Origin of the sequence: Bradyrhizobium sp. TM102 (assembly GCF_009176685.1) — a bacterium.
Classification (GTDB): Bacteria; Pseudomonadota; Alphaproteobacteria; order Rhizobiales; family Xanthobacteraceae; genus Bradyrhizobium; species Bradyrhizobium ottawaense.
Map to the genome: position 1 here is coordinate 5591185 of NZ_AP021855.1, position 23547 is coordinate 5614731.

The following is a 23547-nucleotide window of genomic DNA, read 5'->3' on the forward strand; positions in this document are numbered from 1 at the left end:
GCTTTGCTATCCTCTTCCGCCCTTATCTCAGCAAGGGCGCGGGGAAGGCCGGGCGCCGGCTGGCACCCGAGGTCCCGTGTGTGCGAAAGAAACGCGCACGGGGTGGACGACAGGTGATGCCGGTCGCCCGGCCTTCCCTGCGCGATGGTTTTCACGGTGTCCTTCGTGCTCTCCCCGGGGAGCGATGCACTATTGCCCCCGTCGCCTTGCAGATGGCTGATGCACGCGCCCGGTCGGGCCGCCACATCACCGCAAGCCTTGACGCACAGACCCCGGGCGTCAGGACCACACGACTTCTCCGTCCGCGCACATCCCCATCCGCATCCCCGACGGCTGGCGTGCGCTCGCCATCGGGGCCGAACAAGGACGCTGTCAGCGCCGTGTCGTATCGCGCCTTGCCGCTGCTCACGGGATCTCCGCCCTGCAACCAACATGACGCGCCGACGCCGTCGCGGCCACCGCATCCCGGCCCGCGTCTCGTGACGATCGCGAAACGCCCCTTGTGGCGGGCGGGATGTGTCGGCTTGTACGGCAAAACAGAATTTCTGTAAACGCGAATATTTTGAGGCGTAGCCATAGACCCACCGCTGGTGTGTTTTGCCCGACAGGCAACACAAGCGATCGTAGCCCCCGATGCCGCGGAGCCGAATTCGAGCGCCGCTCCCACAGATGCATCTTCCCCGGATCCGGCTGCGGAACTTTGACCGCCATGTGAGTCCTGATAGTCTTCAGCAGGGCGTGGCTCGACGAACCATGCTGTCAATCGATGGACCGGAGCTGTTGAAGATGCGGATGAGAAGCGTGACGCTCTTGGCACTCAGCCTCTTGCTTGCCGGCGTCTGGTCTCAGGACAGCGCGAGGGGACAGACCGCGCCGCCGGTTTCGCTTGCTCCGCCCAAGGCATCGCCGCCACGGGCGAATGCCAAAAATTCCCCGGCAGCGTCGGACAGGATCTCACCGACACCCCCGACTGGCGGACTTCCACAAGCGCCGAATTCTGCCGCCGACTATGACGGCTTCCGTGCCACCAGTGACGACAATGACACTCCGGATCGGACGACGCGACCGATCAGGTCGCGCGCGGCAAAGGGCTCCACGCCCAATCCGGATACGCAAGGCAACACGGCTCAGCAATTGATCGATCAGGAAGATGAGGCGTTGAAGCGCAAGCTGATGATCTGCCGAAACTGCAAGTAGGACGGAGCTTCCCGTCGGCCGGATGGAGCGAAAGCGAAATCCGGGGCCGGCGCAGCGGGTGCAGCTATCCCCGATTGCACTTCGCTCCCTCCGGGCTATGGCAGCGCGCTGCATAGCTGACCTACCGCCTCCTTCGCGTCCCGCACTTTACCCTCCCGCAATTTCCTGATCCTCTCTCTCCCCAACGCCGGACCAACCGGCCTGCCCAGGGAGAGACGCCATGAAGCTCGGCACCGCCATTGCGGAAATCATGCGGCGCGAGGGGATCGAGATCCTCTGCGGCTATCCCGTCAACCATCTGATCGAGCACGCCGCCAAGGCCGAGATCCGCCCTGTGATGGTGCGGCAGGAGCGCGTCGGCATCCACATGGCGGATGCGATCTCGCGGGTGACGTCGGGACGCAGCATCGGCGCGTTCTGCATGCAGCATGGGCCCGGCGCGGAGAACGCGATGGGCGGCGTCGCGCAATGCTTCGGCGAGTCCGTTCCCGTCCTGGTGTTGCCGATGGGCTATCAGCGCCGGCTGGCGCATATCGAGCCGAACTTCAATTCCAGCGAGGCGATGAAGCCCTTTGCGAAATCGTCCGAGCCGATCATTCTGGCGACCGAGGTCGCCAACATCTTCCGCCGCGCCTTCACCAAGCTGAAGAACGGCCGCGGCGGCCCAGTCATCGTCGAAATCCCCTCCGACATGTGGAACGAGGAGGTGCCGGAGCCGCTCGACTACACGCCGGTGCTGCGCACCCGCTACGGCGCCGACCCCGTGCATGTGAAGGAGGCCGCCTCCCTGCTCGTCAATGCGAAGCGGCCTGTGCTCTATGCCGGCCAGGGCGTGCATTACGCGCAGGCCTGGCCGCAACTGAAGCGGCTCGCGGAGCGGCTGGCGATTCCCGTCACCACCAGCTTAGGGGGCAAATCCTCGTTCCCGGAAACCCATCCGCTCTCGCTCGGCTCCGGCGGCCTCGCGGTGCCGCGCGCGGTGCCAAAATTCCTCGCCGAGGCCGACGTCATCCTCGGCATCGGCTGCTCGTTCACCGAAACGAACTTCGGCATCGCGATGCCGAAGGGCAAGACCATCATCCATTCCACGCTCGATCCCAATCATCTCAACAAGGATGTGGAAGCGAAAATCGGCCTCGTCGGCGACGCCGGGCTCGTGCTCGACGCGCTGCTGGAGGAGGTCGGCAAGTCCGTCACCGCGGACCGTGATGCCTCCGCGGTCGCGGCCGAGATCGCGGCCTCGCACGAGGAGTGGCTGGCGAAATGGATGCCGAAGCTCACCAGCAATGACGCCCCCTTGAGCCCCTATCGCGTGCTATGGGACCTGCAACACACCGTCGACATCGACAACACCATCATCACGCACGATGCCGGCAGTCCGCGCGACCAGCTCTCCCCGTTCTGGAAATCGACGAAACCCCTCACCTATCTCGGCTGGGGCAAGACGACGCAACTCGGCTACGGCCTTGGCCTTGCCATGGGCGCCAAGCTCGCGAAGCCCGACAAGCTCTGCATCAATGTCTGGGGCGATGCGGCGATCGGCTTCACCGGCATGGATTTCGAGACCGCAGTGCGCGAGCGCATCCCGATCATGTCGATCCTGCTCAATAATTTCTCGATGGCGATCGAGCTGAAGGTGATGCCGGTCTCGACCGAAAAATATCGCTCGACCGACATCTCCGGCGACTATGCCGCGATGGCGCGGGCCTTCGGGGGCTATGGCGAGCGGGTGACCAAGCCCGAAGACATCATCCCCGCGATCAAACGCGGCATCCAGAAGACGCAGGAAGGCGTTCCGGTGCTGCTGGAGTTCATCACCAGCAAGGAGACGGAGGTGTCGCGGCCGGGGACGTGAGACGGGCCTCCGCCGCAACCGCTGGCTCAGGGCGCGGAAGATGTGATAATCCGGGCAGGTGCCGCGCATGTCGCGGCATCGAGCCGGATCAGGAATGACGTCCCCTTCCAACGAAATCGAACAACTCGAGCGCCGATTGCTGTCGGCCGCAGCCGAGACCGCGCAGCTGCGCAGTGAGCTCGCGACTGCGCGGGATCGCCAAAGCGCCAGCGCCGAGATCCTGCGCACCATCGCGGCCTCGCCCTCCGATGCCCGGCCGGTGTTCGAGGCGATCGCGTCGAGTTCCAAGCGCTTGCTCGACGGCTTCTCCGCCACCGTGCTTCAATTCATCGGCGACGAGCTGCATCTCGTGGCGTTCACGCCGACCAGTCCGGAAGCGGACGAAGGGCTCAAGGCGTCGTTCCCGCGCAAGATCGCGGAGTTTCCGACCTTTGCGCTGGTGCGTGGCGGCGAGACGATCCAGTTTCCCGACAGCGAAGCCGCCGACGTGCCGCAGCTGAACCGCGATCTGGCGCGGCTGCGCGGCTTCCGCAGCGTGCTGTTCATGCCGCTGATGAACCGGGGCACCCCGGTCGGCATGATCAGCGTCACCCGCGCCGAGCCTGGCGCGTTCACGCCCGACCTCGTGCAGCTGCTCCAGACCCTTGCCGACCAGGCCGTGATCGCGATCGAGAATGCACGGCTGTTCAACACGACGCGCGAGGCACTGGAGCGCCAGACCGCCACGGCGGACATTTTGAAGGTGATGGCGGCCTCGCCCTCGGACGTGCAGCCGGTGTTCGAGGCCATTGCGGCCAACGCCAACCGGCTGATCGGTGGCTTCTCCACGGCCGTGCTGCGCTATGTCGACGGTGCTGCGCACCTTGCCGCCTTCACGCCGACAGATCCGGCCGGCGATCGTGTGCTGCAGGCCTCGTTCCCGGTGCCGTTCGCGCAGTTCCCGCCCTACCAGCTCGTGGCCAAGGGTGCGGCGGCGCAACTGCCCGACACCGAGCTCGAGCCGGCCGCCCGCGACATCGCCCGCGCCCGCGGCTATCGCAGCATGCTGTTCGCGCCGCTGATGAGCGAGGGCGAAGCGATCGGCATCATCATCACGACGCGCCGTGCGACCGGCGCCTTCACTGAGCATCATGTGCGGCTGCTGCAGACCTTCGCCGATCAGGCGGTGATCGCGATCAAGAATGTCAGCCTGTTCAATGCGACGCGGGAGGCGCTGGAGCGTCAGACCGCGACCGCCGACATCCTCAAGGTGATCGCGGCTTCGCCTGCCGACGTCACGCCGGTGTTCCAGGCGATCTCCGACAGCGCCAAGGCGCTGATCGGCGGACATTCCTCCGCCGTCACCCGCGTCATCGACGGCCTGCTGCACCTGGCGGCCTTCACCACCGACAACGAGGCCGGCAACGCGGATCTGCTCAGCTCATTCCCGGCGCCGCTGGCGGCATCCGGCATTCACAGCCGGGTGGCGACGAGCGGAAAGTTCGCATTCCGCAGCGACATGCAGAACGAAGGCGACCTCACGGACGCCATGAAGGAGCTGGCGCGCACCAGAGGCTATCGCAGCATCCTCGTGATCCCGATGCTGCGCGACGGCGTTGCGATCGGCACCATTGGCGTGACGCGGCCCGAGGCCGGTCCTTTCCCGGACAAGGCGATCGCCCTGCTCCAGACCTTTGCCGACCAGGCCGTGATCGCCATCGAGAACACGCGCCTGTTCAACGAGGTGCAGGCGCGGACGCACGAACTTGCGGAGTCACTGGAGCAGCAGACTGCAACATCGGAGGTGCTCAGCGTCATCAGCCGATCGGCCGGGGATCTCGCGCCGGTGTTCGAGGCGATGCTCAGCAAGGCAATGCAGCTCTGCGGCGCCAGTTTCGGCGTACTCAACACCTACGACGGCATGCAGTTCCGCACGGCCGCAACTTACGGCCTGCCGCCTGCCTACGATGAATTCCGGCGCAAGGCGCCCCTCAACTATGGTCCGGCCACTGCGCCGGCGCGTCTTTTGAAGGGCGAACCGTTCGTCGAAATCGTCGACCTGCTGGAGTCCGACGTCTATCGCAGCGGCGAGCCGAACCGTCGGGCGCTGGTCGATCTCGGCGGCGCCCGCTGCCTGCTCGCGGTGCCGCTGCTCCAGGACGAGCGCGTGGTCGGCAACGTCATGATCTTCAGGCAGGAGAACCGACCCTTCTCGGAGAAGCAGATCACCTTGCTGAAGCAGTTCGCGGCGCAAGCCGTGATCGCCATCGAGAACGCGCGGCTGCTCGGTGAATTGCGTCAGCGCACCGAGAATTTGACCGAGTCGCTGCAACAACAGACGGCGACTGCCGACGTGCTCAAGGTTATCAGCCGCTCGGCGTTCGACTTGCAGGCCGTGCTCGATACGCTGGTCGAATCGGCGGCGCGACTATGCGAGGCCGATATGGCGGCGATTACCCGCAAATCCGGCAGCACCTATTTCCGGGCGGGCTCCTACGGCTTTCCAGCCAAATTCGTCGAATATGTAAGAGATCTTCCGGTCCGGCCGGACAGGCGTACCATCACGGGCAGGACTCTGCTCGGCGACAAGGTTGTTCATGTCACCGATGTGCTCGAGGACCCCGATTACTCCTTTGAAGGCCAGGAATTGAGCGGAAATCCGCGCAGCTTCCTGGGCGTGCCCCTGCTGCGCGAAGGCAGCACTGTTGGCGCTATCGTTCTCGCACGTCGCGCGATCCGGCCGTTCAGCGAAAAGCAAATCGAACTCGTTACCAGTTTCGCCGACCAAGCCGTCATCGCGATCGAGAATGTGCGCCTCTTCGACGAAGTGCAGGACCGCACGCGGGAGCTTGCGAAGTCGCTCGACGATTTGCGCGCGGCGCAGGATCGGCTGGTCCAGACCGAGAAGCTCGCCTCCCTCGGCCAGCTCACCGCCGGCATCGCGCATGAGATCAAGAACCCGCTCAACTTCGTCAACAATTTTGCCTCGCTGTCCGCCGAGCTGACCGACGAACTGAACGAGGTGCTCGCGCCCGTGACGCTCGCCGGTGATGTCCGCAGCGAAGTCGACGAGCTCACAGGGCTTCTCAAGGACAATCTCGGGAAAATCGTCCAGCATGGACGGCGCGCCGATTCCATCGTCAAGAACATGCTGCTGCATTCGCGCGAGGGCGGCGGCGAGCATCGGTTGAGCGACGTCAACGCCGTGGTCGAGGAGAGCCTCAACCTCGCCTATCACGGCGCACGGGCCGAGAAGCCGCAGTTCGACGTGACGCTGAAGCGCGAGCTCGATCCGGCGGCAGGCTCGGCCGATGTGTTCCCGCAGGAGATCACCCGGGTGCTGCTGAACCTGATCGGAAACGGATTCCATGCGGTCGCCAGGCGCAAGGCGGAGACCGCGGCGACGGGTTACGAGCCGGTCGTGACCGCCGCGACCCGCGACCGCGGCGATCACGTCGAGATCCGCATCCGCGACAACGGCACGGGCATCCCGGACGAGGTGAAGGAGAAGATGTTCAATCCATTCTTCACCACCAAGCCGGCCGGTGAAGGCACCGGCCTCGGATTGTCGATGAGCCACGATATCGTGGTGAAGCAGCATGGCGGCACGATCGACGTCGCGACCACGCCCGGCGAGTTCACCGAATTCACGATTGTGCTGCCGCGCAAGAGCAGCTTTTCGGACAAGCCCTGAGGACAACTTCGCCCGGGAGGCGTTTTGATGAATCTGGCGCGGTTCATTCGGCGACAACTCCTCTCGCTATCCGGCGTCGGCCTCATGCTCGGTGCGCTGTTCTTCGCGGCTGCACTGACGCCGACGCTGATCCCCAGGAGCTATCTCACGCAAGGTGTCCTCGCCGGCGGCTGCTTTGCGATCGGCTATTTCGCCGGCGTGCTGTGGCGGCGGCTGTGGCACTATCTCGAGCTGCCCGAGCCTTCGGCGCGCGCCAGATCGATTGCGAATGCGCTGGCGGCAGCCGCCTGCCTGCTCGTCGTCATCGTCTTCCTGTGGCGCGCAGCCGAATGGCAGAACTCGATCCGCGCCGTGATGAAGATGGCGCCGGTCGAGACCGCGCATCCGCTCAAGGTCTGCGTCATCGCCCTGGTCAGTTTCGTCGTGCTGCTGGTGCTGGGACGGCTGTTCGCACTCCTCGCCCGCTTCCTCGCCACGCATATGAGGCGCGTCATTCCGCGGAAACTCGCCAACGTCATCGGCGTACTCGCCGCAGGCCTGCTGCTCTGGTCGATCGCCAGCAATGTCCTGATCAACACGGCGTTTCGCGCACTCGATTCGTCCTTCCGCGAGCTCGACGCCTTGCACGAGCCCGAGCGGCCGCAACCGACCGCCGCCGATCGGACCGGAAGCCCGGCGTCGCTGGTGAAGTGGAACGAACTCGGACGCACGGGACGCCGGTTCATTGCCTCGGGTCCGAACGCAACCGAGATCAGCGCCGTCAGCGGAAGGCCGGCGCAGGACCCGGTCCGGGTCTATGTCGGCCTCGCCGGCGGCGCCACCGCGCAGGCGCGCGCCAGGCTTGCGCTCGAGGAGCTCAAGCGCCAGCGCGGTTTTGATCGCAAGATCCTGATCGTCGTCACGCCGACCGGCACCGGCTGGATCGACCCTGCTGCGATGGACACGGTCGAATATCTCCACCATGGCGACGTCGCCAGCGTTGCGATGCAGTACTCCTATCTCAACAGCCCGATGTCGCTGTTGTTTCAGCCCGAATACGGCGCGGAGGCGGCGCGCGCGCTGTTCGCGGAGATCTACGGCTATTGGACGACGCTGCCGAGGGACAAGCGGCCGAAGCTGTATCTGCACGGGCTCAGCCTCGGCGCCATGAATTCGGAGAAATCCGCGGAACTGTTCGAGATGATCGGCGATCCCATCGCCGGCGCGCTATGGAGCGGGGCGCCGTTCGAGAGCCGCCTGTGGCGCTCGATCACGGCGAACCGCAATCCGGGATCGCCGGCGTGGCTGCCGGAATTCCGCGACAACCGCTTCGTGCGCTTCATGAACCAGAACGGACCGACGGTCCCGGCAGACGCGCCGTGGGGTCCGATGCGCGTCGTCTACCTGCAATATGCCAGCGACGCGATCACCTTCTTCGCCTATCGCGATGCCTACCAGGCCCCGGCCTGGATGAGCGCGCCGCGCGGGCCGGACGTGTCCCTGGAGCTGCGATGGTATCCGATCGTGACGATGCTCCAGCTCGCCCTCGACATGGCGGTTGCGACCAACACGCCGATGGGCTTTGGCCATGTCTATGCGCCCGAGCATTATGTCGATGCCTGGATCGCAGTGACCGATGTCCATGACTGGTCCGCTGGCGCGCTGGCACAGCTCAAAGAGCAGCTTGCGGCGAAAGCCCGGAAGACGGGCGCAGGCAATATCGACGACGATTCCGACCGCGGCGGCTAGGCGCCTACTCCGCCATCTCCACCGGCTGCGCCGTGGCGGGACCGGCCAGCGGCCGCTCCTCCATCGCGATCAGGCACAGCGCGGCAATGGTCATCAGCGCGGTGGCGGCGCCGAACACGTAGCGGAACGCGTGGCGCATGTCCTCAGCGGGAATGGCGACGGCGCCCGCGGCGTGGTGCTCGCCGGCGAGCGGAACGTCGATGCCGAGCGCGATCAGCAGGATCGCGGCGAACGCGGCGACCGTGAACGATGACATCAGCGAGCGGAAGAAGTTCATCGCGCCGGTGATGGTGCCGACCTGCGGGCGCGCGACCGAGTTCTGCAGCGAGACCACGCACACCGGGAAGGTGGTGCCGAGCCCGAGCGCGAACGCCGCCATCAGCGTGAGCAAGCCCCACAGCGGCAGAGTGGTGAGCGTGAGGCCGAGGCCGCACAGCGCGGCCCAGGACGTGCCGATGATCGCGACGCGCTTGTAGTGTTTTGCGCGCGCCATGGTGCGGCCGGCGACGGCCGCACCGACGGTCGAGACCGCCGCGAGCGGGATCAGCGCAAGGCCGGCCTCGCTTGCGCTCAAATGGTAGACCGACTCGTAATACAGCGGCAGCTGCACGGTGAGGCCGGTGATCGCCCCGAGCCCGCAGCCGCCGGCAGTCAGCGCGAACGGCGCGACCGATCCGGTCAGCAGCTTCAACGGCAGGAACGGCTCGTCGGCCCGCCGGGCGTGCCACACGAAGCTGACGGCGAGCGCGACGGCACCGCCCACCATCGCCAGCACGGTCGGCGACAGCCAGGGATAGCGCGTACCGCCCCAGGTCAGCACCAGCATGAAGACGACGGCGGACGCCATCAGCAAAACGCCGCCGAGCCAATCGACCTTGCGCTTGCGGTGGAACACCGGGATCTTCTTCATCTTCGGCAGCAGCATCACGATGGCCGCGGCCGCGAGCGGCAGGTTGATCCAGAAGATCATCGACCAGTGCAGATGCTCGGCGAACACACCGCCGATGACCGGGCCCAAAATCCCGCCGACCATCCAGACGCTGGAGAAATAGGCCTGGTACTGGCCGCGCTCGCGCGGGGAGACGACGTCGGAGATCACGGTCTGCACGACAGGCATGATGCCGCCGCCGCCGAGCCCCTGAAGGCCGCGCGCCAAAATCAGCATCGGCATGTTCGGCGCGATCGCGCACAGCACCGAGCCCGCCACGAACAGGCTGAGCGAGATGATGATCATGACGCGGCGGCCGTAGATGTCGCTGAGCGTGCCGAACACCGGCGCGACCGCGGTCGAGGCGAGCAGATAGGCGGTGATGACCCAGGAGAGATTGGAGACGTCCTGGAACTGGCGCCCGATGGTCGGCAGCGCGGTCGCCACGATGGTCTGGTCGAGCGCTGCCAGGAACATCGTCAGCATCAGGCTGATGACGATGGTGCGGACCTCGTCCTGTGACAGCGGCACCGGCGGCGCGATCGACGGCGCGTCATCGACGCTGATGACTTCGCTCGGAAGCCGGGACAGCTCCTCGGCGATATCGTCAGGCAAAGTCTGGATGTCGGCAGAACTGCTCTGCCGGTCGAACTTGTTCATCTCGCTCGGATGCCGTGTGGCGGCACAACGCCGCAAAGGATTCGTTCTATGCAGCCCAATGTAGACAGCAAAGTTTGTCCCGGGCAGGCACCGCGGCGCATGGGTGCATCCCGCCCCCGGGCCATCCCGAAGACGTGATCGCCGCGCAAGACCTGACGGCAGCTCAGTCCTTCGGACGTCGCTTCAGGCGGGCTCGTTTCGGCAGCAGCGCCGGCCATTGCACGATGTGGTCCTCGAGCTCCTCGTCCGGGATCTCGTCCTCGCTGCCTTCCACCCGTCCGCGCACGGAGACGCCGGCGTCATGCACCGTGTTTGGATCACCGGAGACCAGCGGATGCCACCAATAGAGATCGCGCCCTTCGGCGACCAGCTTGTAGCCGCAGCTCGGCGGCAGCCAGTTCAGGGTGCGGACATTGGCCGGCGTCAGGCGGACGCAGTCGGGAACCTTGTCGGAGCGATTCGGATAGTCCTTGCAGGCGCAGCTCATCCCATCGAGCAGCTTGCAGCCGATATGGGTGAAATAGATCTGCCCGGTGTCCTCGTCCTCGAGCTTGTTCAGGCAGCAGCGCCCGCAGCCGTCGCACAGGCTTTCCCATTCGCCCGCCGACATCTCTTCCAACGTCTTGGTTTTCCAGAAGAATCCTTCCTGGCCTGAAGGTCGTTTGGGAACTGCGGTCATGCGCCTCAACAAAAGTTCGAAAGAGCTACGGCTCGAGCCATCTAGGGCGTGCGGCCGGGGTGGTGCAAGCAACCAACCTTTGAGGCCCGTAATGATCCGGGGTCAATTAGGCCTGTTGTTCAAAATCGCGAGCGTGACCATTGGTTTATGGGCCCCGCTCGGCTAGAAGGAACAGCAAGCCCCTCGGATGCTGGCCGGGCGCCTTGGGTTTGCCGCAACATTCCCTCAAGACGTCTCGATGCCGCCCCCGGCCGGGTGCTTGAACGCTTTCGAACCAAGCCTCAAGGGTTCTAGGTGCGCCAGATCATACCACCGCATTGGAAGCAGAAGGTCCGGAATTTCTTCCTGGACCTCGATGCGCGCATCGACTCCTCGCTGTTCTCCTCGGCCAAGGGCATCCGCGAGCTCTACGAGCGCTACTCGACCTTCATGGACCGCTTCTATGTCGGGCGCTGGAAGCGCTGGGTGTTCATCGAGCCGCTGTCGGAGGCCGCCACCCTCGGCCTCGGCGGCCTGGTCGTGATGCTCACCCTCGCCATCCCCGCCTTCCGCGAGACCGCGGACGAGGACTGGCTGAAGAAGTCCGATCTCGCCGTGAGCTTCCTCGACCGCTACGGCAACCCGATCGGCAGCCGCGGCATCAAGCACAACGACTCGATCCCGCTGGAAGATTTCCCGGACGTGCTGATCAAGGCGACGCTGGCGACCGAGGACCGTCGCTTCTACGAGCATTTCGGCATCGACATCGCCGGCACCGCGCGCGCGCTCGTGACCAACGCGCAGGCCGGCGGCGTCCGCCAGGGCGGCTCCTCGATCACCCAGCAGCTCGCCAAGAACCTGTTCCTCAGCAACGAGCGCACCATCGAGCGCAAGGTCAACGAGGCCTTCCTCGCGGTCTGGCTGGAATGGCGCCTGACCAAGAACGAGATCCTCAAGCTCTATCTGGACCGCGCCTATATGGGCGGTGGCACCTTCGGCGTCGACGGCGCGGCACATTTCTACTTCAACAAGTCCGCGCGCGACGTGACGCTGGCGGAAGCTGCGATGCTCGCCGGCCTGTTCAAGGCCCCGACCAAATACGCCCCGCACATCAACCTGCCCGCCGCCCGCGCCCGCGCCAACGTCGTGCTCGACAACCTCGTCGATGCCGGCTTCATGACCGAGGGCCAGGTGTTCGGCGCCCGTCGCAATCCGGCCTTCGCGGTCGATCGCCGCGACGAGGCTTCGCCGAACTACTATCTCGACTACGCCTTCGACGAGATGCGCAAGCTGGTCGACACTTTCCCGAAGTCCTACACCGAGCGCGTCTTCGTGGTGCGCCTCGCCATCGACACCAACGTGCAGAAGGCCGCCGAAGACGCGGTCGAGAACCAGCTACGCCAGTTCGGCCGCGATTATCACGCAACGCAAGCGGCGACCGTGGTGTCCGATCTCGACGGCGGCATCCGCGCCATGGTCGGCGGCCGCGACTATGGCGCCAGCCAGTTCAACCGCGCCACCGACGCCTACCGCCAGCCGGGCTCCTCGTTCAAGCCCTACGTCTACACCACCGCGCTGCTGAACGGTTTTACGCCGAACTCGATCGTGGTCGACGGCCCGGTCTGCATCGGCAATTGGTGCCCGCAGAACTATGGCCATTCCTATTCCGGCTCGGTGACGCTGACGCAGGCGATCACGCGCTCGATCAACGTCGTGCCGGTGAAGCTGTCGATCGCGATCGGCCAGAAGGAGCAGCCGAAGGCGCCGAACCCGGCCAAGATCGGCCGCGCCAAGATCGTCGAAGTCGCGCGCCGCTTCGGCCTCAAGGCGCCGCTGCCCGACACGCCGTCGCTGCCGATCGGCTCGGACGAAGTCACCGTGCTCGAGCACGCGGTCGCCTACGCGACCTTCCCCAACCGCGGCAAGGCGGTGACGCCGCATTCGGTGCTCGAAGTGCGCACCGGCGCCGGCGACCTCGTCTGGCGCTGGGACCGCGACGGGCCGAAGCCGCGGCAGGCGATCCCCGCCTCCGTGGCCGCCGACATGGCGGGCATGATGAGCCACGTCGTCAGCGAAGGCACCGCGCGCCGTGCCGCGCTCGACGGCATTCCGACCGCGGGCAAGACCGGCACGACCAACGCGTATCGCGACGCCTGGTTCGTCGGCTACACCGGCAATTTCACCTGCGCGGTCTGGTACGGCAACGACGACTACTCGCCGACCAACCGCATGACCGGCGGCTCGCTGCCGGCGCAGACCTGGCACGACATCATGCTCGCGGCGCATCAGGGCGTCGAGGTCCGGGAGATCCCCGGCATCGGCATGGGCCAGAAGCTGCCGCCGCAGCATGTGAGCAACGCGCAGGCCAACGCGGCGCCGAAGGTGCTGGAGACCAAGCCGGGTCCGCCGCCGGTGCTGACCAAGCGCGGCGCCGACATCCTGGTGCGCGTCGAGAAGCTGCTGGATGACGCTGCCAAGACGGCGAAGAAATCGGCCGATGCCGACACCAAGGCGGCGAGGCCGCCTTCGGCGACGAGCGCGCTCGCCTTCCCGCAGAACTATGCGGAAGAGAATGCCAACGCCTCCGCCCCGCGCAAGAACTGATCGAAACAAGTGCGGCTGATCCTGATCACATTGACGGCCCTTCTGCTCGCGACGGTGGTCGGCTTGGGCGCGACCTGGATGACGACGACGCGCGGCACCGAGATCGGCGCGCTGACCATCGGCGCCTGGACCGCGCGCCCGCGCACCGGCACCGCCGACGTCGATCCCTATTCGCGCGCCACCATCGTGCGCAACGGCGAGCTGCCGATCGGCACCGGCGACGGCGTCGCCTTCACCGCCACCACCGACGACAAGAAGAAGGCGCTCGACGGCCGCTGCGACGTGATCGTCTCCGGCGTGACGCCGCCGGCGCGATTCTGGACGCTGACGCTGTACGACCGCAAGGGCCATCTCGTCGCCAATTCGCTTGCCCGCTACGGCTTCACCAGCCAGGAGATCGTGCGGCAGTCGGACGGTTCGTTCGAGATCCGCATCGCCTCGCGCTCGCGCGCCGGCAACTGGCTGCCGACCGGCGGCATCGAGCGCTACGCCCTGATGCTGCGGCTCTACGACACCCCCGTCGGCGTTGCCACGCGCACCCAGCGCGATGCGCCGATGCCCACCATCACGACGGCGGGCTGCTCATGATCCGCCTCTTGTTCACCGTCGTTGCCGGCGTGGTGCTGGGCCTCGTGGTCCACCTCGTCAGCGTGCTGGCGCTGCCGCGGATCGCGACGCAGGATGCCTATTCGCGACTGACGCCGATGACGAAGCTCAATGGCGTCAGCCAGCTTCCCCTCGCCGATCCGCAGACGTCACCGATGCCGTTTATGGACCCGGCCTTTGCGCTGGCGATCTGCCGGTATGACCTCACAAGCGGGCCGATCAAGCTGACGGTGCCGGTGAGCCAGGCCTACACCTCGGTGTCGTTCTACACCCGCAACGAGATCGCCTATTACGCCATCAACGACCGCTCGGCGGGCCGCAAGGTGATCGAGCTCGACCTGATGACGGAAGCGCAGCACAACGAGCTGCCCGAGGACGAAGAGGTCACCGCCGCCGACCGCCTGATCATCGATTCCCCCAGCACCACCGGCCTGATCGTGATGAAGGCGCTCGCCCCCGAGCCCGGCCTGATGCCGCAGGCGCAGGCGACGCTTGCGGCCGCGAGCTGCGGCCCGCAGACCGAGCCGCCGGCCAAGGCCGAGGCGCCGCGCGGCCGGCGCTGAGCGGGGCTGTTCAGGCGTTCGCAAAACAAAAGCGCGAAAACAACCCCATGCACAGTAGCGGATGCATCTCCTCAGATGCCGGAACTCGCCGTTTCGGCTTTCATCGCGGCCTGATGCATATCGATGACCGCCACCGCGATGAACGTAATCGCGACGCAGAAGGCGATGACGGCGAAGAACATGGTCGCACCGTAGTTGAGTGCGAATGTGCCGATATACGCGCTGACAATGGCCCCCGCTCGGCCGAAGCCGGCGGCCGCACCGACACCGGTCGACCGGACGTTGGTTGGATAGATGTGGGCCGCCAGCGCATAGAGAGAGCCCTGCGCGCCGAGCAGACAGAAGCCTTCGATGCACAAGAGAGCCATGAGCAGCGGCTGGGTTTCGGTCGAGAGCGGTATCGATGCCAGGATCACTGCGCCGATAGTTGCCGCGCCGGCAACAGTCAGGATCGCGACGCGCGTTCCATACCTGCCGATCGCCCAACCGGTGACGATGCAGCCACCGACGCCCCCGAAGTTGAACAGTGCCAGACCGAAGCTCGCCGTCTGCACGTCAAAACCCTTGCCGGTCAAAAGAGTGGGAGCCCACGCGTAGAGGACGTAGACCGGCAACAAACAGAAGAAGAACGCGATCCAGAGCGCCGTCGTCGTACGACGAAATCCGGCAGTGAACAATGCGGTGAGCGAAGCACGTTCGACACCGACGTCGCGCCGGTCGATGAAGGCTTTGGAAGCGGCAGCGGCCTGGTCCAGGATCCGAACGGATTTCGCCACCTTTTCCATGTCAGCGCCACGCCCCCGGCGATTCCGGCAGTGCGAACATCAGGACCGCTGCGACGATCACCGGCAACACGCCGCTGACCACGAAGAGCATGCGCCAACCATATTCGGGCTGCAGCTGAGCGGCGATCAGGCCACCAATCATGCCTCCGATGGGGATGCAGACAATGCCCAGCATCACGGAAAGACTGCGATTCCGCCTAGGCGTGAATTCTGCGATCAACGCGGTCGCCGCCGGAAGGGCACCGCCAAGTCCAAGGCCCGCCAGGAAACGATACAAGCCGACCTCGCCGACACCATGAGCGACCGCAATCGCAAAGGTCGCCGCACCAAACAGGAAGACGGATGCGATGAGGGCAACCTTGCGTCCGAGCCAGTCGCCGACGACGCCCCCGATCGGCGTGCCGATCGTCATGCCCACGAAGCCCAACGCGAGGGCCGGAGCGAAATCGCTGCGCGTGACGCTCCACTCCTTGATCATCGATGGTATGGCGAAGCCGAGAATTTGATTGTCCAGACCGTCGAGGACGATGGCGAGAGCGCAGAGCAGGAGCACCTGCTTTCGCGAGGCGTTCCACGTCCCCTCCTCTGCGAGTGAACCGATGTCGATAACCCGCTGCTGCGGTGCGTCCAGGACCTGTGTCGTCACGTTCGTTCTCCCCCTTTTGTAAACGCTTTCGAATATCTCTGCTTGGGCGACCGCAACTCGGCCGCCCAATTCTCGCCAGGCACGTTGGTCCGGGGCTCCAGTCAGGCAGCCGACGTCACGTCCGCCTCTTTCGCCTTCGACCGGGCGGCTTCCATTCGGGCCGCGCCCAACGTGTTGGCGAGCAGACACGCGATGGTCATCGGCCCGACGCCGCCCGGGACAGGCGTGATCGCGCCGGCGACCTCAATCGCCTCGTCGAAAGCGACATCGCCGACAAGCCTCTGGGCTCCTGAACCGGACTTGATACGAGTGATGCCGACGTCGATGACCGTTGCGCCCGGCTTGATGAAATGACCGCGGATCAGGCCTGGAACGCCGGTTGCGACAACGAGGATGTCGGCTTCCCTGCAGCGCCGTTCCAGATCGGTGGTCCGAACGTGCGCGATGGAGACCGTGCACATCTCTTGCAACAGCAGCCGCGCCATCGGCCGGCCCACGACGTTCGATGCTCCCACGACCAGTGCTCCGAGGCCGGCGATGTTGTCGTGCACCGATTTGATCAAACGCAGGATGCCTAGAGGCGTGCACGGAACCAAGGCGCCTTCCATTCCGGCGGCCGTCCGCCCCACGTTCAACGGATTGAATCCATCGACATCCTTGTCGGGCCGGATAGCCGTCACGACGCGCGCGGCATCGATCTGAGGGGGCAACGGAAACTGAACCAATATCCCGCTCACCGCGGGATCGCGGTTCAACTGCTCGATCAAGTCGAGCAACAACCGCTCCGGCGTGTCCGCAGCGAGCACGAACCGGCGTGATCGCATGCCAACAGCTTCGGTCTGCCGCACCTTGTTCGAGACATAGACGTGGCTGGCGGGGTCGTCGCCGATCAGCACGACGGCCAACTCCGGGACCGCCGCGCCGCCGGCAACCAGGGCGGCGACGCCTTTGGCCACTTCATTCCGAACCTCGGCAGCGAGCGCCCTTCCATCGATGATGCGCGCGGACATGGGCAAGTCAGACCTTGGAGAGATCAGCGCGACGGTTGTCCTTCTTGTAGGGCGCCGGCGCCACCTTCGCGCGGATCTGCTTTTGCCGACGTCCGGGCTCGCCCCAGACCACGACGACCTCATTGCCAATCTCGGAATGATCGACGTCGATGGTGCAGAGCGACAACATTTCGCGGAAGAAGTAGCTATATCCCCGCGACGTCGTCACGCCGACGTCCTTTCCGCCACTCAGCACGCGGTCGGCGTACATGAAGCCGCGCTGGTCGCGAGGCATCTCCATGTACTGGTACGGGTCATGCTCCTTCTGAAAGAGGGAGGCGTGAACGTCGGCCACGTCGTCTCCGTTCCAGACGAGCGTGCGGATCACGCGCTTTGGATGGGCAACTTCGTCCTCGAGCGCCGCGCGTCCGATGAACTCATGATCGAACTTGATGTTCTTGGCCCAGCCCAGCTCGACCGGGCTCCGGTACCAGTCACGGACGTCGTCCGACTGGAAGCTGCCTGCGATGTTGAAGGTCGACGCGAACCCCGGCATCGCTGCGCGGAACTCATCCTCATACTCCTTCATGTCCTCGTCGAAGATCGCGGGCATGTAGTCGGTGACGATCGTCGGGAAGCAGGCCTCGAGATGGTTGATGAAGATCGCGCGGCCGCCTATCCGGCGCAGGCCGAACTCCTGGCCGGCGGCGACGATGGCGTCGTAGACGGCCGCCGCCTGCCCCATAGGCCCCTGAAGCTCGAAGCCGATCTCGCCAGACATGCCCTGTCGCAGCGCGAGCATCTTGCAACCGGCAATCTCGATCTCGCCCGAATGCATGAACTTGACGTCTCGCAGCGACTGCTTCGCGACTTTTTCAAGAAGCGCGAGCGACGTCGGCCCCTGGACCTGAAAATTGAACCAGTCATCGGCTGCGGACGTCACCCTGTAGTCGCCGTGCCGGCGGATGTAGTCGACCCAGAATGTGCCGCGCCCGAACAACATGAACTCGTCTTCGGACAACCGCGTCAGGATGCCCTCGGCGATGACTTTTCCCTGCTTTGTCGTATGGACGACGTGCTTGGACTGACGGATGTCGAACTTCTGGAAGCTGTTGACGGAAGTATCCGAGAAAAGCTTCAGGGCATCGGGTCCCTTGAAGCGCCGCTCCCAGAGGAACGACCAGTCGCCGATCGCGCAGGTCTCCTTCCACGACATGCTCTCGTCGATCCAGTCCGTGTATTCGGGAAGGCCCCAACGCGAGGTGAAATAGCCTTCGGGTGTCTTGCGCATGCCCTTGGGGGTCGACATCGTCGTGCTCCGTTTCTCAATTAGAGAAGACGATCGTTCGATCGCCGTTGATGATGACGCGGTCCTCGAGGAAGAGATGGACCGCGCGCGAAAGGACACGCCGTTCGATGTCGCGCCCCTTCCGGACCAGATCGTCCGGCGTATCGCGGTGGCTGACCCGTTCGACGTCCTGTTCGATGATCGGCCCCTCGTCCAGATCGCTCGTCGCGAAATGCGCGGTCGCTCCGATCAGCTTCACGCCGCGCGCGTGCGCCTGGTGATAGGGTTTTGCGCCCTTGAACCCCGGCAGGAAGCTATGGTGGATGTTGATGCAACGGCCATGGAGATGGCGCGAGAGATCATCCGAGAGGATCTGCATGTAACGCGCGAGAACGACGAGATCGGCATTCGTCATCGCGACAAGCGCCTTGATCTGCGCTTCCTGCTTCATCTTGGTTTCCTTCGTAACCGGAAGGTGATGGAAAGGGATGTCGCCGACGAGACTGACGGCAAGGGCCGAACGCGGATGGTTGGAAACGATTCCGACGACATCCATCTGAAGTTCGCCGAGCCTGTGGCGATAGAGGAGATCGCCCAGGCAGTGATCGAATTTGGAGACGAACAGGAGCACGCGCTTGCGTTCGGCCTGGGATCGGAGCTTCCACTCCATGCCGAACCTCCGGGCAATGACCTCAAGGCCTGCTCGCGCCTTCTGCGCGCCCCCTTCCGACAGTGTGACACCGACCCTCATGAAGAAGCGTTCGCTCATGATCTCGTCGACCTGCGCCGCCTCGATGATGTTGCCGCCGTTCTCGAACAGACAGCGCGAAACGTCGGCGACAATCCCCGGCACATCGCGGCACGACAGGGTCAGGATGTATTGAGAGCTTCCAGCAAGTTCAGGCTGCATCTACGGACGATTCCTCGCGCCACGCGCGGTCGTGGTCCGACGCACCGACGTGGTGAGCGGATGTGGGAAAGGTGAGAGTCTGACTGAGGCAGGGGACCGGACCAGCCTGTACGGCCGGCGACCTACGGCTTTGATTTCACTCCCAAAGTCGCCCCTGCGGGGGCGTTGCGGAGACCATCGCGCATAAAGCCGTCATTGAAAATCCGGTATTATTCAATACAAGCTATCAATGTGATGGATATCAGACGGCTCGACCTGAACCTTCTTCTGCTGCTCGACGGGCTCTTCCGCACCCAGAACCTGTCGGCGCTCTCCCGTGAGCTCGGAATGAGCCAGCCGATGGCCAGCACCGGTCTGCGAAAGCTGCGGGATTTCTTTGGCGATCCCCTGTTTCTCTCGACCGGGCGCGGCATGCGGCCAACGCCCTTCGCGGAATCAATCGCGGAGGCCGTGCGGACAGTGCTCTCCACCGTCGATCAGCAGATACTCCGCAAGCCGCGTTTCGTGCCGGAAGAGAGCGACCGCGTGTTCACGGTCACAACCTCGGATATTGGCGTCCTGATTTTCATCCCGCCGATCCTCCAACGCATTCGCAGCATGGCTCCCGGAGCGAGCTTGCGGTGCCTGCCGACGTCGCACGAGGATCTGGAAGACGCGCTCGAAAGCGGCGAGATCGATCTGGCGATAGGCTATTTTCCGGACCTCGTCGGTCCGAACATCGTGACAGAGGATCTGTTCGATCATCCCTTCACCAGCATCGTCCGAAAGGATCATCCAACGATCGGCGACACCCTCTCGCTCGAACAGTTTCTCGCCGCGGACCATATCGTCGTAAACCAGCAGGGGCGCAGTCAGGAGATCTTCGAAAGGCGCGTTCGCGAGCTCAAGCTGCAACGCCGCGTCGTGCTGCACCTGCCGCATTTCATGAGCGTGCCGCAATTGATTGCGACGAGCGACATGATCTCCACCGTGCCGTTCTCGCTCGGGGCCTGGTACGCGAACGCCGGGCTGAAGCTGCTGCCCCCGCCGGTCTCGATACCTCTCATCGAGTTGAAGCAGCACTGGCACCGGCGGATGGACAACGAACCCGCCGTGCGATGGCTTCAAACAATCGTGGCCGAGGAGCTCCGGGACCGCGACCCCGCGCTGGCGATGTCGGCCGATTATGCCAAGTCGCGCGCCAAAGCCGCGGCACCCGTCGCCGGGCGGTCTGCGACAACGATCGCCTCACGGCGGCGGTAACACCCCGCTGCCGAGCTGGACGATCTTCAACCCTCGCACGGTGGGACAGTGATCTCGTACATCAGCGGGGAAAATGCAGTGAACGCGGTCTTGGCATTTAACGCTGCTGGAAAGATCAAGACCCTGAGCTGTGGTCCGCCAGCACCAACTCATGCGTCATGTCGTCTTTGACGCGGTGCGGCGCCGGCGACCATTTCATCCATATTCCGGTGCCAGACGCCAGTTCGCGGTGCGGGTGGCCGGTTCGTCGACCCAGGCTTCCCGCGCGAACCACGCGTGATCGGTGCGGCAGATCGGACACCGGGTGCGGGAGAAAAACACCGCGCGGCGTCCAAAGCTCTCGCGATCAGTCTTGATGCCGGTGGGAATCGCGTGTCCGGTTTGTGGACATTTGACCATGACCATTCCCATGTTGCCCTCCCTTGCGATTTGTCTTTGTTGTGGTTTGCAGAAAAGCACCGACCGGTTGGAATGCGCCTCTCGTCGGTGCGAGGCCTGATAGGCATCGCGCACCTTGTTGGTCGAGCATGGGGCAGTGGGGCGTGCTCGCTCAGTTGGGCGTGATCCAACCAGCCGGATCTCCTCTTCAAACGAATCCGAATGTGAAATTGAACGCGCTTTTAGCCGCCTGGGTGGAGGACCCTGGTGAAGTGCTTCCTGATCGGCTCACCCGTTTCCGTCGCGAGCTTCTGGGCAAGCCCCCACAACTCCCTGTTCTGGTCAGAGGCGGTGTCGAAAGCCTTGCGCGCGTGCGCCGCCGACAATGTATAGGCATCGGTCGCGGACTTGCTGCCGAACAGATGGACGAAGAAATCGAGCGCAGAAGCGGCATTGGCGTTTGAGATTTCGAACACCTTGAGCCCGTAGTCGGTCGTGCATCTCGCATTGCTCGAATAGGTCTCACGCAGCGTCTGCGTCATCTCTTCCGATGCGGCCTTGATCTTCTCGCAGCCTTCCCGTGCGCGGGCGAGGCCCTGCTCGGCAAGCTCGCGCCCCACGCCAGGCAACATGACCTTCGAGAAATCCAACCATGGCATCGCGAAAACGTTCGTTCCGTTCGGCGGCAGTTTCGTTTGGCTTTCAGTCACGCAACATTTCCTTTCTCAAGCGAAAGCATTCCTCGCAACGCTCGCTTGCGTCACGAGAGCTCACGCTCCGTGTTCGATCAGATTTTGGATGAGCCTTGATCCAGCCCCGACCCGGCACGACTTTGTGCTGCGAGAAGCGGGAAGTCGGTTCGGTTTGTGACTCTCGCTCAAACTTTTTTTGGGATTGTCAACACAGACGAAGGTATGTCGCGGAGTGACTGTGCATAACAGGGAAATCGCAAGGGGCAGGAAGTTCCTTCCTTAGCGCAAGCCTTGCAAAGGAGCTTCGCGCTAGCTGCGTTGGGATGCGCTACGTTTGCGCAAGAACGGACATCACGCGACGTGCCGGCGACGGTAGCTTGCAAGCCTCGAGCCGCTACCCTTCTGCTTCACCCTGCCTATCGCTCACGGGCTACTTTCGGACCAAACGAAACCGGCGGAGTGTGCTGGCGGAGTTCCTGAACGGCCCCTTCAGTAGCTTGTGCTCATCATCGCGCCGATCGCGGTGAAGGGCATGGTTCGCGCAACTCTCTCACCGCAGCGTTTGCCGCGCCCCGGAAATTGGAACCCCTATGGTGTTACCCATACGCATTTTGCAATTGTGCCACACAGCGCTTGAATCTAAGTCCTGAATGATGGCGTAAGACAAAACGTCGCCTCGCGGCCGCGTGTGTTCGGAGTTTTATTTTTGAAACTGAGAGCTTACGCGGCTGGATTCGATTTCGGAGCGCGAGGCGTACGCGGTTTCAAACAAAGTTCGAGTTTGCCGTCCTGTGCCGCTCGAAATGCGGTTCGCGGTGGACTACGGTGACGCATCCCAGCGGAATTGGTAACCGACTTCTCGCAGCCCTACCGGTGGCAGATTTCGGTCTGCTTGCATCCGAGCTGGAGATGGTCGCGCTCGATCGGGACGCGGTCATCTCGCGGGCGGGTGACCAGACCGAGCACGTCCTCTTCCCTCATAGTGGGGCCATTTCGGTGATGATCGACATGGCGAACGGGCAGACGGTCGCCAGCGTTGCGATAGGGCGCGAGGGAGCAGTAGGCACCCTTTCCGTTCTGGGGCCGTCCCCTGCGGCCGTTACCGCCGTCGTTCGTGCAGCCGGCACCGCCTCGCGGATCCCCGTATCGCGATTCCACGCGGCTTTTAGCCGTAGCCCCGCGATCCGCCACGCTGTCCAGCTTCACTTCAAGGCGATGCTGATACAGCTACAAATCGGCGGAGCCTGCAATGCGCTGCATCCGGTCCAAGCCCGCATGGCACGCTGGCTGCTCCATCTTCACGACCGCGTCGACCACGACGTCCTCCCGCTCACGCAGGAGACGCTTTCGCAAATACTGGGTGTGCGACGGACGACGGTGACGCTCCTGATGCGCAATCTGCGTGCTTCCGGAGCGATCAGATCTGAACGGCGAGGCGAAATCGAGATCGACCCATCGCGGCTCGCAGCGGCGGCGTGCGAATGCCGCGACACCATGCGTCTCGAAGTCGACGATATCTTTTCTATCGATCCAGCCTGAACTCGCGTTTGGTTCTGCCGAGGCACATTTGAGCGTGACGATGACCGGTTTAGCCCGAAGTGCCGACGCCAAAGCGAGGATAGACATCCGGCGCCAGGGGCAGAGGTCGACAAGGCGCGCGGGCTGTTGCCGTCGCAGCGTCTGACTATCTCTCCTCGGTCGGATGCACCCATTTGTACGGCGTGATGCTTCGCGTGGCCGTCAGCTTGATCATGTGGACGGGCGGCGCGGAACGTCCCTTTCGGCATGACCGGCACTTGAGCGAGGCTTCCAGCTTCCAGATCGGCGTATCGCGGGGACGGCGGATTGCGTCGAGCGGCAGGCTCGCACGCGCCTTGCACCTGTTGCACTCGACCTCGAGCCAGCCCATGCCGCCGTTCAGGCATTGGCCGATCGTCGGCGAGGGCTGTGAGGGACCACCATAACCTTCCATGCGGACCGACCAGGCTTCGGCTTCGGCGCGGTCGGCCTCGCGAACGGCCTTTTTGGCCTCCTCGCGCGCGTGCTTGGCCGAAATTTCCGCACCCAGAATTCGGCCGCTCCAGATGACCTCGCGTGATTTGGTGCTCATGCCGTCATCAAAGCTGCGCCCGATGGCGCTGGCAA

Annotated in this window: 19 protein-coding genes; 9 read left to right on the forward strand and 10 right to left on the reverse strand. The window is 64.3% G+C overall.

Features of this window, described 5'->3' with window-relative positions; translation table 11 throughout:
* Positions 1-669 precede the first annotated feature (669 nt).
* The 4 genes from GDN70_RS26635 to GDN70_RS26650 all read left to right on the forward strand — a co-directional run bounded on the left by GDN70_RS26635 (position 670) and on the right by GDN70_RS26650 (position 8453).
* Positions 670-1197 (forward strand): hypothetical protein, encoded by a 528-nt coding sequence (locus GDN70_RS26635; protein ID WP_338128792.1) that lies wholly within the window; start codon positions 670-672, stop codon positions 1195-1197.
* A gap of 220 nt (positions 1198-1417) precedes the next feature.
* Positions 1418-3052: a thiamine pyrophosphate-requiring protein gene (locus GDN70_RS26640; protein WP_038947866.1), complete on the forward strand. Its 1635-nt coding sequence runs from the start codon at positions 1418-1420 to the stop codon at positions 3050-3052.
* 94 nt (positions 3053-3146) lie between these two features.
* Positions 3147-6725, forward strand: a complete 3579-nt coding sequence (locus GDN70_RS26645; protein ID WP_038947865.1) for a GAF domain-containing protein — start codon at positions 3147-3149, stop codon at positions 6723-6725.
* Positions 6726-6752: 27 nt separating this feature from the next.
* A complete protein-coding gene (locus tag GDN70_RS26650) occupies positions 6753-8453 on the forward strand; it encodes an alpha/beta-hydrolase family protein (protein ID WP_173015872.1) in 1701 nt (566 codons plus the stop codon).
* 4 nt (positions 8454-8457) lie between these two features.
* Here GDN70_RS26650 and GDN70_RS26655 read toward each other — a convergent pair whose 3' ends face one another.
* The gene (locus GDN70_RS26655; protein ID WP_038971505.1) at positions 8458-10041 is read right to left on the reverse strand and encodes an MDR family MFS transporter; all 1584 of its coding nucleotides are present in this window, start codon (positions 10039-10041) and stop codon (positions 8458-8460) included.
* A gap of 163 nt (positions 10042-10204) precedes the next feature.
* The gene (locus GDN70_RS26660) at positions 10205-10720 is read right to left on the reverse strand and encodes a YcgN family cysteine cluster protein (RefSeq protein ID WP_018315810.1); all 516 of its coding nucleotides are present in this window, start codon (positions 10718-10720) and stop codon (positions 10205-10207) included.
* A 294-nt stretch (positions 10721-11014) separates the two neighbouring features.
* Between GDN70_RS26660 and GDN70_RS26665 the strand changes: the two genes are divergently transcribed.
* From GDN70_RS26665 to GDN70_RS26675, 3 genes are read left to right on the forward strand one after another with little or no spacing between them, the layout of a single operon-like run.
* Positions 11015-13303: a transglycosylase domain-containing protein gene (locus tag GDN70_RS26665; RefSeq protein WP_018315809.1), complete on the forward strand. Its 2289-nt coding sequence runs from the start codon at positions 11015-11017 to the stop codon at positions 13301-13303.
* 9 nt (positions 13304-13312) lie between these two features.
* Positions 13313-13891, forward strand: coding sequence for a DUF1214 domain-containing protein (locus GDN70_RS26670; RefSeq protein ID WP_028142994.1), 579 nt, complete (start codon positions 13313-13315; stop codon positions 13889-13891).
* The gene (locus tag GDN70_RS26675) at positions 13888-14472 is read left to right on the forward strand and encodes a DUF1254 domain-containing protein (RefSeq protein ID WP_028142993.1); all 585 of its coding nucleotides are present in this window, start codon (positions 13888-13890) and stop codon (positions 14470-14472) included. Before GDN70_RS26670 ends, GDN70_RS26675 begins: the two co-directional genes overlap by 4 nt.
* Positions 14473-14543: 71 nt before the next feature.
* On the opposite strand, the gene GDN70_RS35710 is transcribed toward GDN70_RS26675, so the two are convergent.
* From GDN70_RS35710 to purU, 5 genes are all read right to left on the reverse strand, one after another.
* Positions 14544-15257, reverse strand: coding sequence for an MFS transporter (locus tag GDN70_RS35710; RefSeq protein ID WP_152103263.1), 714 nt, complete (start codon positions 15255-15257; stop codon positions 14544-14546).
* A gap of 1 nt (position 15258) precedes the next feature.
* Positions 15259-15903 (reverse strand): MFS transporter, encoded by a 645-nt coding sequence (locus tag GDN70_RS35715; RefSeq protein ID WP_173015873.1) that lies wholly within the window; start codon positions 15901-15903, stop codon positions 15259-15261.
* A 101-nt stretch (positions 15904-16004) separates the two neighbouring features.
* Positions 16005-16913 carry a bifunctional 5,10-methylenetetrahydrofolate dehydrogenase/5,10-methenyltetrahydrofolate cyclohydrolase gene (locus GDN70_RS26690; RefSeq protein WP_038947858.1) on the reverse strand — a complete coding sequence of 303 codons (909 nt, stop codon included), beginning with the start codon at positions 16911-16913 and terminating at the stop codon, positions 16005-16007.
* Positions 16914-16920: 7 nt separating this feature from the next.
* The gene (locus GDN70_RS26695) at positions 16921-18201 is read right to left on the reverse strand and encodes an aminomethyltransferase family protein (RefSeq protein ID WP_173015874.1); all 1281 of its coding nucleotides are present in this window, start codon (positions 18199-18201) and stop codon (positions 16921-16923) included.
* A gap of 16 nt (positions 18202-18217) precedes the next feature.
* Positions 18218-19090, reverse strand: coding sequence for a formyltetrahydrofolate deformylase (purU, locus tag GDN70_RS26700; protein ID WP_038974267.1), 873 nt, complete (start codon positions 19088-19090; stop codon positions 18218-18220).
* Between the two features lie 234 nt (positions 19091-19324).
* Between purU and GDN70_RS26705 the strand changes: the two genes are divergently transcribed.
* Entirely contained in the window at positions 19325-20332 is a 1008-nt protein-coding gene (locus GDN70_RS26705; protein WP_038971510.1) for a LysR family transcriptional regulator, read from the forward strand.
* Between the two features lie 195 nt (positions 20333-20527).
* On the opposite strand, the gene GDN70_RS26710 is transcribed toward GDN70_RS26705, so the two are convergent.
* Positions 20528-20743, reverse strand: coding sequence for a hypothetical protein (locus tag GDN70_RS26710; protein WP_028142988.1), 216 nt, complete (start codon positions 20741-20743; stop codon positions 20528-20530).
* 209 nt (positions 20744-20952) lie between these two features.
* Positions 20953-21420 (reverse strand): phasin family protein, encoded by a 468-nt coding sequence (locus tag GDN70_RS26715; RefSeq protein ID WP_240536376.1) that lies wholly within the window; start codon positions 21418-21420, stop codon positions 20953-20955.
* 807 nt (positions 21421-22227) lie between these two features.
* Between GDN70_RS26715 and GDN70_RS26720 the strand changes: the two genes are divergently transcribed.
* Positions 22228-22941: a Crp/Fnr family transcriptional regulator gene (locus tag GDN70_RS26720; protein ID WP_028142986.1), complete on the forward strand. Its 714-nt coding sequence runs from the start codon at positions 22228-22230 to the stop codon at positions 22939-22941.
* A 145-nt stretch (positions 22942-23086) separates the two neighbouring features.
* On the opposite strand, the gene GDN70_RS26725 is transcribed toward GDN70_RS26720, so the two are convergent.
* Positions 23087-23512: a hypothetical protein gene (locus GDN70_RS26725; protein ID WP_028142985.1), complete on the reverse strand. Its 426-nt coding sequence runs from the start codon at positions 23510-23512 to the stop codon at positions 23087-23089.
* Positions 23513-23547: the final 35 nt, after the last annotated feature.